This is a genomic window from Pseudoalteromonas sp. McH1-42 (genome assembly GCF_022347845.1).
Classification (GTDB): domain Bacteria; phylum Pseudomonadota; class Gammaproteobacteria; order Enterobacterales; family Alteromonadaceae; genus Pseudoalteromonas; species Pseudoalteromonas rubra_D.
On record NZ_JAKRFU010000013.1, the window covers coordinates 1 to 18,178 of the forward strand.

Sequence of the window (18,178 nt, forward strand, 5' to 3'; positions counted from 1 at the left end):
ATCTTCTATTTCAACATCTTTTATTTCTTCTAATGTTGCCCGGCCTTCTACAATGTCGACCATACCCGGAATGGTCATCACCTCCACAGGCAAGTTTTCCAGTTGCGCCAGGATCTCTTTGCGCCGTGAACGAGATTCGCTAGGCATAGCCAGTAAGATTTTTTTGACCCTGTTACGTTCGATTAAACTGAAAATCCCCTCAAAAGCAATCACCGGGATCCCTTGTAAGATAGCACCATGTTTAGACGGGTCATCATCTATAAATGCACTGACATAATACTCTTCACCCGCCGCAATTGCTGGAGCTAACTGCCGCCCTGCCGAGCCTGCGCCATAAACCACAACCGGTGTTTTATTGACGGTCGCCAAACGGCTCACCATCGCACGCACCGCAATGCGTGAACCGCCCACAGACAGAATTAATAACCAGGCATAGATCAATGGCATGGTGCGGGGAATGGTCACATGGGTGAAGAATGATGCCATCACCAGCGCCACGGTACTTATCACAGTCCCAACTATCACCGCGCCGACAGCATGTGCGCCGACATAACGAAGCACAGCACGATACAAGCCAACATTAATAAACGCGAACAAACTTACGGGCAGTAACAAACTCAGCAACAACCAGTTTTCCATTGCAAAAAAAGGCGAAAAACTATCAAGCCTGACGACAAGAGCCAGCCAAAATGCACTGAAAATAAAAACGGAGTCTAATAGAAGTGTGAGCGCACGCTTTTTTGAGCGAGATGCATTAAGAAGAGAACGGAACCAACTATCCACTGTAAATCCTTGAGCTAACGAAGTTCAATCACAACAGTGATTGAGATACAAACAACAGGTATACACAATTATCTAACATCTGTCATTTTAGATTTGTTCATAATGGTCGTGCAAATACTTTAACAAAATTGCTTTCACAACCCCATATAACCGTTGTACTACATCTTTTGCCGGCTTTGCTATGGAAAGTATCTTCGAATTGCTACACACTTTCCTGCCAGCTATTATAGTCAACATTATCATAAATAAGCCAAAAACCACTCTGGCTAAGTACCTTCTGGCACTACCTATCTAGTTACGCAAACTGACAATTTTACGTTGACCTTATAGTCGCACCCAGCAGGTCAAAAATTTGGTTTATCAAAAGCGCCGAATTATTGCGATTTTCTGTTCAAAAACCATCCCATCACGAAAAACTACTTACCTATAAGTACACCAATTTGGTTGATGTACAAGTTGCCCCAAATACCTAAATCAAGTACTTGGTTTTAAGTCTGTAATGTTTCCAGGAATCGTGTTCGCCATTAGCAATACAGCACATTGGAACCAACAACAATTCTGAAGCAGTTTTTTGACAGATTTAAGACAGGTTATCAGCTTATGATCATTTAGCATGGCACTTGCTCCCTGTTCGCCACAATTTATTTCGACATCCCAGTCTGTTTGGACGCAATCATCTACAGATGATAACGCTTACGAGTTAAGCTACATAGCAAGATTATGCCAATAGCCCTCTACCTAAGTGGTAATAAATGCTATGCTACGAACGCCTTCATCATTATGTATGATACCACATTCCCGCCTTCGCATTCACCCTTTTAAAATCCCATTATTTCATGGTGTTATCTATCATAGATACAACACAGCAATTGCATGTAACAACCGAAGCATCCGGTTATTACATGCTGAGCGCGGAACCCGCTCTAGCACTAGTGCAAAGCTATTTGACAGCTCAGCACTAGTCTAGGACTCATAAGCTAGCCAACTACACTCAATTGCTTAACAGTGAGTGGCAAATACGCTTAATATTATCCGTCGCTTTTCCTTCATAAATATCGAGCGAAGAAACTTGTTCTGCAGATTTTAATACCTCATCAAGTGCCGCAGGCAATTCATCCGCTGTTTGCACCCCAACTGACATTGCGAGCTTCTCGTAAGATGCAACGACGCGATAAACGGTGTTCTCTAGGGTAATCAATTGAGCACCCAGTAGAACCCCCTCCAGACCAACTGTACTCACTGCTGTGATGACAATATCAGTATGCATAAGCAATTCATGCAAATCTTCACTCGGCGGTGACACTTTAACATTTGAACATTCTGAATAATCAATATTAAAGTTAGGATGGCCTCTGAAGGTCATAGAGATTGACTCTTTGCCAGCCAATTGATTGAGCACTTTCCTGACATCATGTTCAAGCTCAGGATCAGCTGTAACCTCTGGAAACTTTGGATGTGAAGCCGGAAGCGGCACATCAGCATACAATATGTTGACTGTACTTCTATTGCGTTTGTTGTTCTGCCACTCCGCCTTTCTGAGCTTCAGTGAGTCAAAAACTGGAGAGCCAGTGACGACCACGTCTTGCTCCGAAAATGCACTGGCATCGACAAGCTCTTTTTTCATCGCTTCATTAATTACGCAGATCTTAGATGCAACTTGTTGTTTGGCAACATCTAAGACACCGCCACCAATCCACAAGTTGTCAGCGACACAGACCGAAGGAATACCGCGTTGTTTTGCAACAAAAAGTGCGGCTCTTTCCGACCGTGGAGAGTTTGTTGCAACAACCAAGTCCGGCTTGATCACATCGAACACCCCTCCCATGAATCTTGTCGGAAAAAAACACCCTCTACCTTCTTGTTGGTATTTCTCTCTGCCTTTAGCGTCGCCATGCTCCATGAGCAACTCTTGAAAATTCACGCCCATATAGGCAATCGTTTCATCTAGATCTAAAGCATTCATGTTTGCAGACAGTTCCTTCCCCAATCTAGCGGCTTCAGAACCGATAAGCTCAGGAAAGTCAGAATATGAGAGGAAAGGAATCCCTTCCTCCTTGAGATATTCTCGTGCGCTGGTGAAGGCTAAAATCGCAACATCAAAATCATTTGTTAATGTAGGGTACAAATGCTTTATAATCTTGACGTGGCCTCCGCCATAACACACCAATAATATCTTTTTTTTCATTAGTCTAAGAACCTTCTACACCACAGTTCAAACGCCATCAACGCCCTTATTTCTCGTGTGTTGTTTTCCCGGTCATTCACATGGTCTTCAAACAAACGCGCGACAAAGTCATAGTTAAAGAAACCACGAGCTTGCGTTCTTGGACTAATTAACAAATCTACACACAAGTCTTTCAATGTCGTTTTAAACCAATCACCGATAGGCACCGTAAACATTTGTTTCTTCCTGTACGCCAGGTCCGTTCCTATCAGGTCTTCGACCGCTTTCTTGTAGATGTACTTTGTTTCGGAGTTTCTGAGCTTGAGCTCACCAGGCATGCTAAAAGCAAGCTCAATCAATCTATAGTCCAAAAACGGGGCGCGATTTTCAATTGAAACAGCCATACCCGTTCTGTCTGGTTTCACCAGGTTATTACCAGAAAGAAGTAGCTGAGTATCAATATAAAGTGCCTTATTAATATCATCCATATGCTGTACGTCAGAAAGCAGCGGCTCAAGCCTCTCTTTTACAACTTCTGAACGCAAATTAGATCTATACTCGTCAGTCAGTAACTGATCTAGTTTGTCTTTCGGAAATAACGTCAGCTGTTTGTGATAATCAGCATCGAAATTATGTGCTCTATTGTCTTTAAAGAAGTGCAGGTATTTATCATAGCCAGCAAACAGTTCATCGGCACCATCACCCGTCAGCACCATTTTCACATCAGCGGCAGCCATTTCTGCCACCTTATATGTAGGCATAAATGATACGTCACCATGAGGTTGGTCACAGTGATAAAGTACCTTTTCCCACAGATCCAACATATTAGGATCTACTTTCTTCAAATGATGCTCTGTAGAGAAACGAACTGCCGCCTCCTCTGCATACGGAGACTCATCGTACTTTTTATCATCAAAACCAATACTATAGGTTTTTACAGGCTCACTAAGGTGCTTTGCCATCAGGCCAACAACACTACTTGAGTCAACCCCGCCGGACAAAAACGCACCGAAAGGTACGTCTGCACGTAATCTGATCCGAACAGCATCATCAAGAATGGTGTTAAACTCAGAGATCCACTCTTGCTCTGTTTTGTTTTGAGTTTCTACTTTACTCAAATCCCACCACTTCTTCGAAGAAATGCCTTGCTCGTTTATTTCTAGGTAAGAACCGGTTTCAACATGGAATATGTTTTCGAAGATAGTTCTGGGCTGCGGAATATAGTTAAACGAGAAGAATTCCTCAATTGCTTGTGAGCAAACAGGCGGTTTATCAATAACCTTCAGTATCGATTTAATTTCAGACGAGAATACTAAACTGTTGCCATCATAGAAATAGTGCAACGGCTTTTCACCCACCCTATCTCTAATTAAATACATTGTATTTTTATTTTTATCAAAAATAGAAATGGCGAACATACCATTGAGCTTGGAAATGCCGTCTATCCCATCACGCTCATAAAGTCGTAAAATAACTTCAGTATCGCAGTGAGTTTTACACTCAAAGCCCTGCTCGCTTAATTCATCGGCCAACTCTACGTGGTTAAAGATTTCACCATTTTGAACAACAACGATATTGCCACAGTCAGAAACAAAAGGCTGCTGACCATGCTCAATATCTAGGATCGCAAGCCTTTGGTTACCCAATGATAATTTAGGGGTAAAGTAGATTCCCTGGCCATCTGGACCTCGATGTGAGATGGCTTGCCCCATAGACTCAATTTGGTGCTCTGAATATTCTACATTTGAGAAGCTGTAGTGCCCAAAGATACCGCACATACTCAATATCCGCCTTTTACAATAACTTGTTTAACTGTTAACAGAACCAATTTGATATCCAAAATCAAATTAGAACGCTTTGCGTAATCTAGATCTAGCTCTAGCCTTTGTTGCATCGTTGCGCTTGATCTGTACATGACCTGTGCCAACCCGGTTATACCAGGTTTTACTGAATTTCTTAGCTGCCAGTCCTCGGCTGTATACTCCTTGACCTGTTGTGGGACATTTGGTCTCGGCCCAACAACACTCATATCTCCTTTAAGCACATTTAGTAACTGAGGCAGTTCATCAATACTGGTTCGTCTAATAAACTTGCCAATTTTAGTAATGCGGGGATCCCCTACTTGGGTTGAGTAACCACCTATCTTATCTGCGTTCGCAACCATAGAACGAAATTTGTACAACTTAAACGTCTTACCATTTAATCCGACCCTGTCCTGTAAATAGAACGCAGAACCACCGTCTTTTTTGATGAGAACCGCCGTAATAATGAATACAGGGAATAAAAGTACAAGGCCAATTAAGGAAGAAACTAAATCGAATAATCTTTTCACTTTTCCACCTAGCCCACAATTGCTCGAACGTTACGACAAAAAGTGTCGTGGAGCTGATTCAAACTTGTCTTATCACTGGACAACAGCTTGTCTCTGGCTGCATTCAGTGCCTTAAACTCTTCACTAAATTTATCAAGGCATAGTTCCCCATCAGTTCCCAGTGAAATCTGCTGATGAAATGCTCTGGAAAGAATTACGCCGCGAGACCCCAGTCTAACATGCTCAGCCATAACCAGTTCTCCGTCAACTTCCCCGGATCCTACCCTTGCAATTCCACCGATACCAAATGGCTTCTTAAACCCGGCAAGCCGTTGCTCCAGATATCCACTTTCAAGCAACTGAAACATGAACTTTAAGCCCATCTCTAAATGCAGGTCATTCAATCCAATATGGACCTCATCTACATATTCACAGTCATCAAGTTCTTGCAAAATATTCGAGGCATCAATGGTCTCAACCAATGGGATAAACTTCGCTCGCCCAGCAATCAACTTACCAACACTTTCAATTTCCGACATTGACTTAAACATTGGCAGCATGATGATATCAGCGCCACGGTTAATCACTTCCTCGATTTCTTCAGCAGAACCACTGAAGTAAGGATTTATTCTCACCAAAAGTTCAGAGTTCTTCAATGCTGCCTTGACCGCAGAAACATCTGCAAGAGAATGATGACTGATAACCGTATCAAGATGGCCTTGCCTGGCATTTTTGCCGTTGATCTCAAGATCGACAAAAATCCGATCAACACCACAAGTATCTAACCCAGCTGCGATAACAGGATTGTTTGTTATCATCAAATATTTAAAACTATTATCCATCTTCCCTATAAGCCTTTTCTATTCTGTCACACACTTTTTCTGAGGTAAGTTGCTCTAACACGAAGTTATACGCGTTACTTTCTCTTTCTCTCATCATAGAGGGGTTATTTGACAAATATTCGATTTCTGACACCAGTGAATCTATATCATTAGGCTCGAACACTTTCCCCGCTTTTCCGTCGTTGGTCAGCTCTTTCAGGCCACTGATATCACTACCAATCCAGGTTTTTCCTAAGGCCATTGCTTCAACAATTGCATTTGGGAAAAGCTCGCCTTTAACTGAAGGTTGTGTGTAAAGATCGAAAGCCATATGATATGTTTCCGACTTCATTACTCGTCCTACAAAAACCACATGTTCCGCAACATTTAACTCATCTGCAAGTGCTTGCACACGCTCAAAATCTGCTCCATGCCCAACTAACATCAACTTATATTTACTGTCTTTTTCAAGCAGCTTAGCTAGTACTCTGACTAGCACGTCTTGTCCCTTCCAACCGGAAAACGCACCAACATGGCCTATTAAAAAGTCAGAAGGTTTAATGTTGTATTCGGCTCTGACCTTTTCTTTTGACAGTGAATTCTTATCAAAAATATTTAGATCGGCACCATTGAAAGTAACACTGATTTTCTTAGGATCTGCACCGACTCTAATCAGTTCTTTTCTCGCAAATTCGCAAACTGCGAGAAGCTTAGCTGGGTAGATCTTATATATCCAGTTTCTATATTGATGCGAAGGTCTTAGCTCAATTCCTCTCACACTTCTCACAATAGTGACTTTTCGACCAGCTAATAATGAAGCAAAGTATGCAATAAAACTACATGCTCCATTGTGTGTATGAACAACATTTATATTATTATCCTTAATAATATTCTTTATGTGGCTAACAGACTTAAAAAAGGATCCAATACCGCGTTCTAATCTAGCTAAACTAGGCACCTCAATAAATTCAAATCCATTTTCCTTTATTATATCATCCATATACCCCTTAGCGCCGGCAAAATAAGACTCATAACCTCTTTCTCGGAATTGGAGTGCGATTTTTAGAGGTTGAGTACCTGGACCATTATCTAAGTACTCGGATCTCATATGCAATACGTTCATACATCCTCATTATTTGATTATATTATTCATAAATACCGAGTAAGAATACAAGGTAAATATTCTCACTGAATGCGACTCATTGCCACTATCAAACTCTTTAAAAAGATTCGATAAGCTTTCTTTACTAATAAACTTGCTGATAAACTGACAAGAGAGTAAGTGCTTTCTTACCTTAGAGCCAAAATCACTAGAACACCAACTAGACAATGGTACTCTAAAGCCCTGCTTTTTATTTTTATACACTTCATTAGATATGTAATCAGAAAGCAACTCCCTTAGAGGGGTTTTGCCCGCACCTTTTTCGATGCAGTTTTCGGGATTATAAAACATTCTAGAAAAGTTGTACAATTCTAAGTCTAATAGTGGCACACGCCCTTCCATACTTGCAGCCATCGTAATCCGATCGCTTTTCTGTAATAACTTTCTGGAAAGGAAATTTCTTAATTCAAAACCATGAAGCTGCGATACACTCGACAGGCTTTGTTGAGTATATAAGTTATCTTTTAGATAATTATCATAGTGCGTAAATGGACCATAACTAATCCCATCCGGATAAGCCAGTTTAAGAAAAGTTGCTACTTTCTTAGAAAAATTACTTTTACTGCTTTCAAAAAACCTAACCAAATTACTGTATAAACCTGACTTAAACACTAACTTTGGTAGGAGTTTTTCCGACAGCAACTTATGGTTCCAATACTTATGATGTGTGTAACCATAAAAAAGTTCATCGCCTCCGTCACCTAACAAGCATACTTTATAAGAATCACTTGCCTTCCTACTCAGTGCTAATAAAGGAATGGTCGCGAAATCACTGATTGGCTCATCCAACGACAGTAAAGCTTCTTCAAATAAGCTCTCCAAGTTCTCAGGATCAATCTTCACGATTTCAAGATCAATACCTAAATCCTCAGCAACGAGTTTAGCTTGAGAGCTTTCGTCGATATCGCCTTCATCAAACGCCAGGCAAAATGCTTTAATTTTCTTCGTTTTGCTGACTATACTGGCAACCAAGGATGAGTCTATCCCTCCACTTAAGAATAAACACACATCAACATCTGCATGTAACTGCCTTTCGACTGAAGACTCAACAACATCTTTAAGGCTATCTTTTTCAGAGAAAGTGGAGTTATAGACAATGCTACCCTGAGATTTCTCACTTGATAACCTTATCCAGGAGCCGTCCTTAAGCTTCCTAATATTCTTAAAAGGTGTCGTTTGCTCTAAAAACATACCTTGTTGTAGGAAGCCATATGTTGCACTATCGTCAACCTCCAACAGCTCGGGATCCATAGCGTGAATGTACTGCGCTAACGCTGTTAACTCAGAGCTGAAAATAATCAATTCATCATCTTCATAAAGATACAATGACTTGATACCCAATGGGTCAACCGCTAAAGTCAAAGAATTATCACGCTCAGAATGTATAGCAAACGCATACATTCCATTTAAGTCATTAAAGGACTTTTCACCACTAACTTTATATCCTGATAAAATCACTTCGGTATCGCTGTGATTAGAAAAGTTGTAGTCATGACTTGCTCTTAGTTCATTGTGGTTATAGATCTCTCCATTAAAAACGATTGTGTCACTAATATCACTTTTCATTGGTTGGATGCCCGACTCGACATCCACAATACTTAGTCTCAAGTGCCCCAGTAGTGACTTTCGGTCAGAAGAAATAAATAAGCCGTTAGAGTCTGGACCGCGATGGTGTAAAGCCTGGAAAAAGTGTTCAGATACTTTTTCTTCCGTGGCCTGGCTGATAGAACTACTTTTACTGTATAAACCAAATATCCCGCACATAACTACCTACAAGTATTAATTCTTTTCATATTTCAGAGAAACAAATGCACACAAGACAAGTAAGCACACTATCCCTCTAAAAAACGAATAAAATATCGAATCGAACAATGAAAAATAAAATATCGACGAAGAGAAGAACAGCAATAGAGTGCCAATGCATTTATCTATAGCCAATATATTAAAAGAGATCTTTAACAAATAAATTAAAAAGAAACTATAAGCTGCGACACCGAGCAAACCAAGTTCAAGTGTAAACCTTAGAAAGCTTGAGTGAGGATGTGGATAAACATCCAATATATACTTATTTACATACATGGATTCCATTGCCAGATCTAGGTTACCAATCCCAAGACCCAAATAATTCCCTGAAAAAATAAAATCATATGTAAATATATACATACCCAACCTTTCCAAGTTTGAATAGTTGTTTGTTTGGTCAAGGCCAAATGCAGATATAACATAATCTATACTAAAAAAACTAATAACAAAGAAAATCAAGAAAAAAGAAATTAAGTAAATCTTATTCAAAATGCGTTCTTTATCCTTAAACACCGACCCAAATATAACAATAAAAGGCGTTATAATTATAAAGAAGAGTGCACTCCTCGACTCATACAAACTAATCGCATACATGTAAATTATAAAATCAAAAATAATACTATAAGACTTATTTCTCAGATAGAAATAGAGTGAACTGCCCAGACCAGCGAGCACAATAAGCATAGCATCTTCATTTTTACCAAACATGTAAAAGTCGTCGACACCTAAAAATATACTTACGACCTTGAGCAGACACAAAATTATACACGAATAACGTAGGTTATTTAAAAGTAGTGAAGGGTTTCTTATTATTGGCTTACCAGACATAATAAAAACAATAAAGATAAACGACAATATTAAAAACTGAACCAGCTGAGTCATCGCCCTAGCATTAAACACTGAAAAGAAATAGGGTATAAAAAGCAAAGACATAATCAGCAGGAAAAATATTATGTTTTTCCTACTAAAACTAACCTTGTTAAAATTAAAATAATTGAAAAATATTTTAGAGAAGCAAAGTAAAGCCGCAACATATGGATTCAGCAGCATTACAATCGAAAAGATAAAATTTATACCTGTCGTAAAGTAGACTAAGAAACTTGCAATTAAAACAAGAGCAGAAAGAAGCTGTATATTTTCCAATAAGAACATAACTATTTCAACTCAATTAAACTTAAGTAAAAGCGTCTATTCGTTGCAAAAGACAACAAGTAATAAACAATAAAAAACACAATGCAAGAAACAATGAAGTTAATTTCAATGAGGCTAATCAACCACAGAGAACATAACGAAATCACGATATGGAGTGACATTACTTTAGCATCTCCGATACTCACTAACTTAAATCCTTGCCTACTGAGAACGATAACTAATAGTATGCATTGCATAAATGAAATCACAGTCGAGGAGAGTGCAACTCCTTGAAGCCCAAAAAACTCAATAAAAACTGAATTCAATGCATAATTGAGCACCAAGAAGCATACCCCAAAGCTAGTGATAATGTTGGATTTTCCTAAAGAGAACATCACCTTTAACAGCAGTAGATAGATTGATGAAAAGACCACCATAAAAGCATAACCGCTTAAGATCCCACCAACATCTTGTGCTAGATCAGAGCCGTAAATAATAGCCGCAACACCATTCCCTTCAAAATAAAACAAAACCGAGATAGGTAGGCTAAACATCACAATCAGCAACATTAGCTTGTTTGTAATAAAGTTCGCTTTAGTCAGATCATTATCAGACACTAGCCTAGACACTCTGGGGTAGAAAACCGTCAAGATTGCAGCTACAAAGATTGCTCCAAATATTTTCACCAGCCTGTTAGCGTACATAAGGTTAGAAACACCACCTTCAGCAAAGCCACTAGCAAAATACTGGTCAACTAATATATTAATCTCTTCGATGCTTAAGAACGCAATTAGCGGAAGCAACGCAAGCAGCACACTAATATTGCGTTTCCAGTGCCACTTTCTAAGCAAACTATAACGATTGTTGAAATAATATCTTTGACAGCCGTAACACAGCAGCATAGTTAACAGATAAATCGTTGCAAATAGATAAACAGCAAGCTCGTCAGAGATCGCCAGTTCAACGAGGAAATAGATAGCAACTAGTTGAAACGAATTCAGTATTATTGGGTTCAATGTTGATACACTAAACCTTTCGTTAATCTGATTACCCTGGGTAGGCAGTTGGAACAATATTGATAAAACAGGAAGTAGGCAAAATAATTCAAGTAGAACCTGAGTATTTCTCACCAAGACAGGATTGTCACCACTAACCAGTAAGGATGATATATGGCCTGAAAATAAATAGATTCCAAGAGAAATAATTGAAAAAACAAAGATCAAGAACAAGTATATCTCTTTAAAGAAATCGGTTTGCCTTAGCTCTGTTTTTCTCGCAATATATTTTGGTATGAAAACTGTGGATACAGCACCTGAAATTACTACAGTTTCAAAAAACGTGGTAAAAGAAAATGAAAGAAAAAATGCGTCTAGCCAATAACTATTTGGATATGCATTAGCCATCTGTTGAATTCTCAGAAAAGCTACAATTTTACCCAAAAATGTGAATATAAAGGCAATACCAATTGAACGAATCACAAGAGCTACTTAATTTCAAAAAGTTTTTGTCGGAGTTGCCTTAGCCAGAAGGCACCCTCATTATTTTCAGAGATGACATCAAATAAGTCAGTTTCCAGCCCTACTTTTCCAAGTAGGCATGGGGTGAATAGGTTGCTCATTGCTCTTCCTTCACGATTCTTAAATTCGGCAGAAATCATGCATACTTACAGTATCTATAGGCCAGGCTTAACCGATAGTGGGTGTATAGCTGGGTTAATCGGTAGCCACTTTATTTCTTAATAGATACGTTGATTTCATGTATAGCTCTTTGCGCAGTTATGCACAGACAGCTGTTTGCTCCGTATATAATAAGCAATCTATCTTATTAAAGCTCTCTCAGTATTTCGCCAGACTATTTACTACTAAGCACCGAGAAAGCACAACACTCATCACTTTCATACAGCCCATACTAAGGTATGTATCACCATGATTAGCTTTACCTAGTAATAATGTTGGAAGCAGCACCTTTTTATCAGTGCTGCCATTTTACTTAGTCCGGTGTTTTAGGATAGCCACTATCAGTTTAGTACCGTTTCTGAGTCAATACTCATCATAGACCCTTACTGACATCAATACGGCTTTATATGTTACTTATCCGATTTATATTCGTAGTTATAGTAACCATAATAGCCGTAAGCATTGCTGGCTTTTTTGACTACACCATTAAATACAACACCCTTTACGTCAATGCCATTTTGTTCAAAGCGATTGCGCGTTAGCTCAAGCTCTTTGACATGGTTTTGACCAAATCGAGTTACAAGCAATGTTGAGCCTGCATGTGCACTTACGATAGCAGGGTCGGTAACAGCCAAAATAGGTGGTGTATCGATAATAACCAAATCATATTTTTCACTGACCAGTTCAACCAACTTCGAGAAGTTAGCATGCATTAACAGCTCAGATGGATTAGGTGGTATTTGGCCACGTGTGATTACATCCAATCCAGGTACCTGGCTCTGCTTCGTTGCTTGCTCCAGGGTTACTCGACCAGCAAGAAAGTCACTGAGTCCATTATCCCACTGCATACCAAACTGCGTTTGCAGGTAACCTTTACGCATGTCAGCGTCAATGATTAACACTTTCTTGTTACTTTGCGCCAATACAGTCGCCAGGTTTACGGAAATAAACGATTTACCAACGCCAGGGCTTGGACCTGAAATTGCGATAACGTTGTTCTTTGCCTCCATCATGGCAAAATGCAAGCTTGTACGAAGGCTACGAAGCGCCTCAATTGATAAGTCTGCTGGATTATCAACAGCGAGTATTGATTTAGCTTTAGCGACTTTACCCTTACGCGCTTTTGCAAAACCAGTCAGTTTAACCTGATACTCAGAATAAGGAACGCTGGCATATACCGGCAGACCCAAGGCTTCTATTTCATTGGGGTCTTCAATCCCTTTATGCATCGCTTTTTGGATAAGTACTATCGCAACAGCCAGCATTCCGCCAACTAAAGTAGCTAAAATCACAATCAACGCTTTCTTTGGCTTTACAGGCTTAGAAGTATTGACTTCAGCGCTATCAATAATCCTAACATTACCAACTGTCCCGGCGCGCACGATGTCAAGTTCCTGCGTTTTTGCAAGTAATAACGTGTATATCTCGTTATTCACTTCAACGTCACGCGTCAATCTTAGCAGTTCTTGTTGAGTTTCAGGCAATACCTGGACCTGATCGGACAAACGTCGTTTTTGATTTTCAACGGCTTCAATCTGCTGAATAGCTGCTTGATAACTCGGGTGACTTTGCTTGAACTTACGTCCTAGTTCTAACTTTTTGAGTTCCAGCTCTTGCAGCTGAGTTTCTAGTTTAACTAACTGTTTCAGGACACCTTCTGTTTCCAAAGAGATATCAACTGACTGCTGCTTAACTTGGTAATCGTTGAAGCGTTGCTCAGCGGCTTCAAGTTGCTTCTTCACCTGAGGTAATTGATATTCTAAAAACTCAAGTGACTTCTGCGCCTCGGCACTACTACGTTCAACATTGCGACGAACATATATGGATGCAACCTTGTTCAATACCGACTCGGCATATTCGGCATCTTCATTCTGTAAGTTCAGATTGATTATTCCCGAATCTTTGCCTTTTTCACCTGCACCAATTTCAGCTTGAAGATCAAGAATGGTATTCAAACGATCTCTCTTAACCAGCAGAAACTCGGTATTTGGTCTGGCATTCAGTGTTTTGATTGTTAATGCAAACTGGCCACTTTCAACCTCTTCACCCACTTTACCTCGAAGAACGCTGGTGCCGTCCTCACTGAGCAGTTCAAAAGTATCTGTATCAACAACACGCAGCGTAAACTCTGTATCAATCGCAGCTCTGGGCACTTTGAACTTAAAGATATCTATTTGTTCACCACCCCAAGCGTAGCTTTCGGCACCAAAACTTGGTTCAGCTAGTTCATTCGAACTCGTCGGTGTAAACTTTCTAAACGAACGTCCACCTATCACAGGGAAGAGTTTTGGTTCAACGACGACATCTAACTTGAGGCTATCAACAGCTTCACCAATAATACTCCGCGACTTCAACAGCTCTATCTCTGTCACCGCTGCTGATGTTGTTTCAAACATCCCACCTAACTCATCGAACCCAGGAACGGCTCCGCCTTTTTCCTCGACCTGGATCATCGCTGTGGCCTGATAAACAGGAGTGCTAAAAACAGCAACAGCGATACCAATGAGCATACAAATTGTGGTAATCACAACTATGAAGAACTTGCGATCCAGCAAGGCACCAAAAATCGATATTAAGTCAATATCTTGTGTCTGTTGCCCAGCTTGGTTTTGCTGCGCACCACTTAATAGGTTGGATTGAGCATTCATCGACTCTTTCATCCTTATAAATACTTATGCCAAGCACTGCACGCGCTATTGATTAACTCGTATACATGTTCAAATGCTTCTTGGCTTTGTCGGTAAGGATCCGGAATTTCTTTATCACCTAACCACTTCCCTAAAAGAAAAGTCTTACCACGAGCTTGTGGATACCTTGAACACAAATCTTCCAAGTGACGCTGCTCCATCACTAATATAACGCTATTTTGAGACACCAATGAGGTGCTGATTTGACGTCCTCTATGCTCTGACATATCAATGCCATGCTGTGATGCTAGCTGTTGAGCAAGTTGATCCGCTGGCTTATCAACTAATGCTGTCAAGCCCGCAGAAGACACCTCTATCGCTCGTTCAGAGAGTTTGCTTTTTAATACATATTCAGCGGTGGGGCTACGACAAATATTGCCCGCACACACGATCAAAACACTATCAAACATGAAATTTCACACTATTGATTGTCGATGTCTTGAAGCGCATCCACTGTGGCAAGTGAAGGCAACAAGAGACTGATAACTTTGTTCCAGCGTGCAAGAGGTGCGCTAGTCACATAAACGATGTCTTGAGGCTCGAGCTCAAACTGCTCGGCAAGCACCAAAGACGCTATATTTCTCGCATGCAGTTGGTATACATCAGCAATCACTCCATCTTTTTCGAAGTCTCGCTTACGCAGGACAAATACTCCATTTGCATCTGCTGTCCGTTCATTAACGCCACCGACTTCACTTAAGGCCTCAGCCAAGCTCAAACCATAGCGGTTAATACCAATTTTACCGGCTTTTGTTACATCCCCCAATACGTAAACATTTTGCTTGTCATTACGACTGACATGTATCACGTCACCATGCTTTAATAGGCGGTTTTGAGAGATGTCGCCCTCTGAATAAAATCGTTCAAGACTGATTCGTTCAGATTTCTCACCTCGAGTAAATGTGACATGATCCCAATTGGCAGAGTCTGTAAGCCCTCCGGCCTGATTGACAGCATCCAGCAAAGTTAGTGGAGTTTCGGTAATTGGAAATACGTTAGGTTTATTAACTTCACCGGTGACATAAACTCTTTGACTCTTAAAACCAACGACTTTTACATCAATTTGTGGATCTTCAATAACGCGACTTAATCTTTGTACTAAATCAGCACGTAACTCAGTCACGGTTCGACCTGCTGCAGGTATTTCCGGCGCATAAGCAAAGGTTACCGTACCATCCGCTTGGACACGGAAACCATCAAACTCGGCGGTACGCTGAACCGCAGCTGGGATAGTTAATTCAGGGTGGTCCCAAACGCCAATTGTGAGTACATCACCTACACCTAATCGATATTCAAAATCAGAAACGTCGATGCCGCCAATACTCGGGATGGCAGCTTCTTTCTGTTGAGTCTGATAGCGTTTTGAATCCTGGATGAGTTGAGCATCAATTAAGTGAATGTTGATGTTTTCAAGGTCGCTTTGCAGACTGGCAGTCTGCTCACTTGAGTCTATTCCTTCAAAATGGCCGCCGGGAACAATCGAGCAGCCAGTCATTGCAAGAAATACAGTAGAAGCAATGATAGTTTTACAGCTTAGCGCCATTATTTTTTCCCAAAATATAGTTTTTTCTTTCAGTTTTTAATGGTGTAATATTTCGCATCACCAATTAAAGCATGCGCGATTGTTAATCGCAAGTGACAAATCAGCCAGAGCCTAGGTGTTACTTCTTATAAAGCCTGACTGGTTCCTGCTATTTTTATGTCTTAATACATATAAACTTCCGACACATCAAGCAAGGTCAATGCAAAACATTTCTTAGTATCCAAAATCAGCCCAAAATCTGGATTATCATAGACCTGAAATATTACCATATCGAGACTTATTTGCACGCATCAGTCTGTTACTCCCTTTAAAAGTAATGCCGAGGCTATCGGATGAATCAGTCAATACCCACTTTGAGCAAAAGAGACTAAAACCCTGTGACAAAACACCGCTATGGCAAAATTTCCCGAAGCCTACACTTTTTTAAGCAAAAATAAATATGCATAAAGAACTAATCCTCCTAAAAAAGCGCCGAGACTAGTTCAGAAAACACAATAATAAAGCGCATTCTCATTTCAGATGCTTTGGCTCACCCACTCAACAAAGAAACAGAACTTACGCACCGGCCTCATAAAGCTTCCTCCTAACAAAACCAATGTCTAACTTTGCAAGGTGGTTAGTGTGTCTACTTGTCGTTAAAACTATGCAATACCATGGACTTTTTAGTTCTACGGTTGTGTGAAAAATGGTTGAGCAGATAGGACTGAAAGATAACGTACTCTGATTTCCAAGATCCTTTTTTCTCTATATCTTTGATTAAAAAATAAATAGAGAGAATTGCTGCCTTCCATGCACAACTCCCTGAACAAGGGAGCCAAAGTAACGAGGTGGTATTATACTTTTTTTATCACGTGAGTCTAGCTCTCCCAGTGCAGAGAAGACATCGTCTACATCCCATACCAGAACCAGCCTAGACCAATTAAAGTGTGGTATTCTCCTTTCACTCATAGCTGAGTTAAAAGCACAAGATTTAGAGCGAGGTGTCGAAATAGTAAATGCCACAGACAGCCACTGACTGCAAACAGGTTAAGCACCTGAGAATACAAGGTGTAACCCGGAGAAAGCCAGTGAAGTAGCAAATTGAGGGCCTAAACACTTGCCGCCTTCCCAGCTACTTTTGGTCCGCCCATAATACAGTTCAGCGGACACAGGTGCTCACAGCTCAGTTCAAACAGGTTTACCAATGACAAGTATCCACATATAAGTGTAAATACTGTGAGAAAGTAAAGGGTAGAAGTTAATTAAGTTGGCAACGCGTTTTCTAATCAGGTATTTCTGGCGGGAACTCTTTAGACAAGCGCCATCGGGCTATATACACCTCGTTCACCTTAAGTACGCCTCACTGACCGATATATGATGGGACATCGACGCCGGTCAGTGAGGCGAGTATTCAGCAGGCTTTATCCGCTCGATGCTTCAGTACCGTAGCTGCGATCAAAAAATCGATTTCTGTATCAATGTCAATAGAACTTTCATTAGACATTATATAGGGGTAGTAATCTTGCTCTAGGAAGAGTTTACCTGATCTTTCGAATTCAATCTTATCAACTAAATAAATAGCTCCGTTTAGCTGATAATAAGGATCCAAATCCTGAGCCCTGGTGTTAGTCAATCCAGATATAAACTGCTTAAAGTCATGTTCTTCTGTTAAGCGCGTGCTCCACAAAGGAGAGTGTGCACACTCAGTCATAGAAACAACGCCTTTGGCATTTTTCTCAATATATAGCTCTATCGCTGAGTCAATGTCCTCTGCCGCTCTCAGTGGAGTAGTTGGCTGTAACAGGCAAATTACATCAAATTCAATCTCACACTCTTTGGCAAACTCGACAGCATGCTTTATTACATCCAATGAGGAAGCTGTATCGCTTGCCAACTCCGCAGGCCTGGCTAAGGGTGTAACTTGCTCATAAGATGAAGCAATCTCTAGAACCTTTGGACAGTCTGACGTCGCCAAAGTATGTGAAATATATTTGGCTTCCTTAATCGCTTCAAACGTATGGGCAACTAAAGGGAGCCCACCTAATTCCTTGATATTCTTTTGCGGAAGCCTTTTGCTACCAGCCCTTGCAGGTACAATCGCCAATACTTTTAGCATGT

At 40.4% G+C, this 18,178-nt stretch carries 11 protein-coding genes and 1 pseudogene; all 12 read right to left on the reverse strand.

Annotation, left to right across the window (positions count from 1 at the left end):
* Positions 1-783, reverse strand: a pseudogene (locus tag MHN31_RS12820) (polysaccharide biosynthesis protein); the annotation flags it as partial.
* A gap of 991 nt (positions 784-1,774) precedes the next feature.
* Positions 1,775-2,968, reverse strand: a complete 1,194-nt coding sequence (locus MHN31_RS12825; protein ID WP_138536062.1) for a UDP-N-acetylglucosamine 2-epimerase — start codon at positions 2,966-2,968, stop codon at positions 1,775-1,777.
* The gene (gene asnB, locus MHN31_RS12830) at positions 2,968-4,725 is read right to left on the reverse strand and encodes an asparagine synthase (glutamine-hydrolyzing) (protein WP_125559003.1); all 1,758 of its coding nucleotides are present in this window, start codon (positions 4,723-4,725) and stop codon (positions 2,968-2,970) included. The genes MHN31_RS12825 and asnB (MHN31_RS12830) overlap by 1 nt, the downstream gene beginning before the upstream one ends.
* Before the next feature lie 2 nt (positions 4,726-4,727).
* On the reverse strand, positions 4,728-5,279 hold the full coding sequence (locus MHN31_RS12835; protein WP_125559001.1) for a sugar transferase: 552 nt from the start codon (positions 5,277-5,279) through the stop codon (positions 4,728-4,730).
* 8 nt (positions 5,280-5,287) lie between these two features.
* Entirely contained in the window at positions 5,288-6,100 is an 813-nt protein-coding gene (locus tag MHN31_RS12840) for an aldolase/citrate lyase family protein (protein WP_125558999.1), read from the reverse strand.
* Complete coding sequence (locus MHN31_RS12845) at positions 6,093-7,202, reverse strand: glycosyltransferase family 4 protein (protein WP_125558997.1); 1,110 nt, start codon at positions 7,200-7,202, stop codon at positions 6,093-6,095. The genes MHN31_RS12840 and MHN31_RS12845 overlap by 8 nt, the downstream gene beginning before the upstream one ends.
* Before the next feature lie 9 nt (positions 7,203-7,211).
* Positions 7,212-9,005, reverse strand: a complete 1,794-nt coding sequence (gene asnB / locus MHN31_RS12850; protein WP_125558995.1) for an asparagine synthase (glutamine-hydrolyzing) — start codon at positions 9,003-9,005, stop codon at positions 7,212-7,214.
* A gap of 1,193 nt (positions 9,006-10,198) precedes the next feature.
* Positions 10,199-11,653, reverse strand: coding sequence for a lipid II flippase MurJ (locus MHN31_RS12855; RefSeq protein ID WP_125558993.1), 1,455 nt, complete (start codon positions 11,651-11,653; stop codon positions 10,199-10,201).
* Between the two features lie 608 nt (positions 11,654-12,261).
* On the reverse strand, positions 12,262-14,499 hold the full coding sequence (locus MHN31_RS12860; protein ID WP_125558991.1) for a polysaccharide biosynthesis tyrosine autokinase: 2,238 nt from the start codon (positions 14,497-14,499) through the stop codon (positions 12,262-12,264).
* A gap of 14 nt (positions 14,500-14,513) precedes the next feature.
* Complete coding sequence (locus MHN31_RS12865) at positions 14,514-14,948, reverse strand: low molecular weight protein-tyrosine-phosphatase (protein WP_125558989.1); 435 nt, start codon at positions 14,946-14,948, stop codon at positions 14,514-14,516.
* Between the two features lie 11 nt (positions 14,949-14,959).
* Entirely contained in the window at positions 14,960-16,081 is a 1,122-nt protein-coding gene (locus tag MHN31_RS12870) for a polysaccharide export protein (protein WP_125558987.1), read from the reverse strand.
* Between the two features lie 1,390 nt (positions 16,082-17,471).
* On the reverse strand, positions 17,472-18,176 hold the full coding sequence (locus tag MHN31_RS12875; protein WP_194868378.1) for an acylneuraminate cytidylyltransferase family protein: 705 nt from the start codon (positions 18,174-18,176) through the stop codon (positions 17,472-17,474).
* Positions 18,177-18,178: the final 2 nt, after the last annotated feature.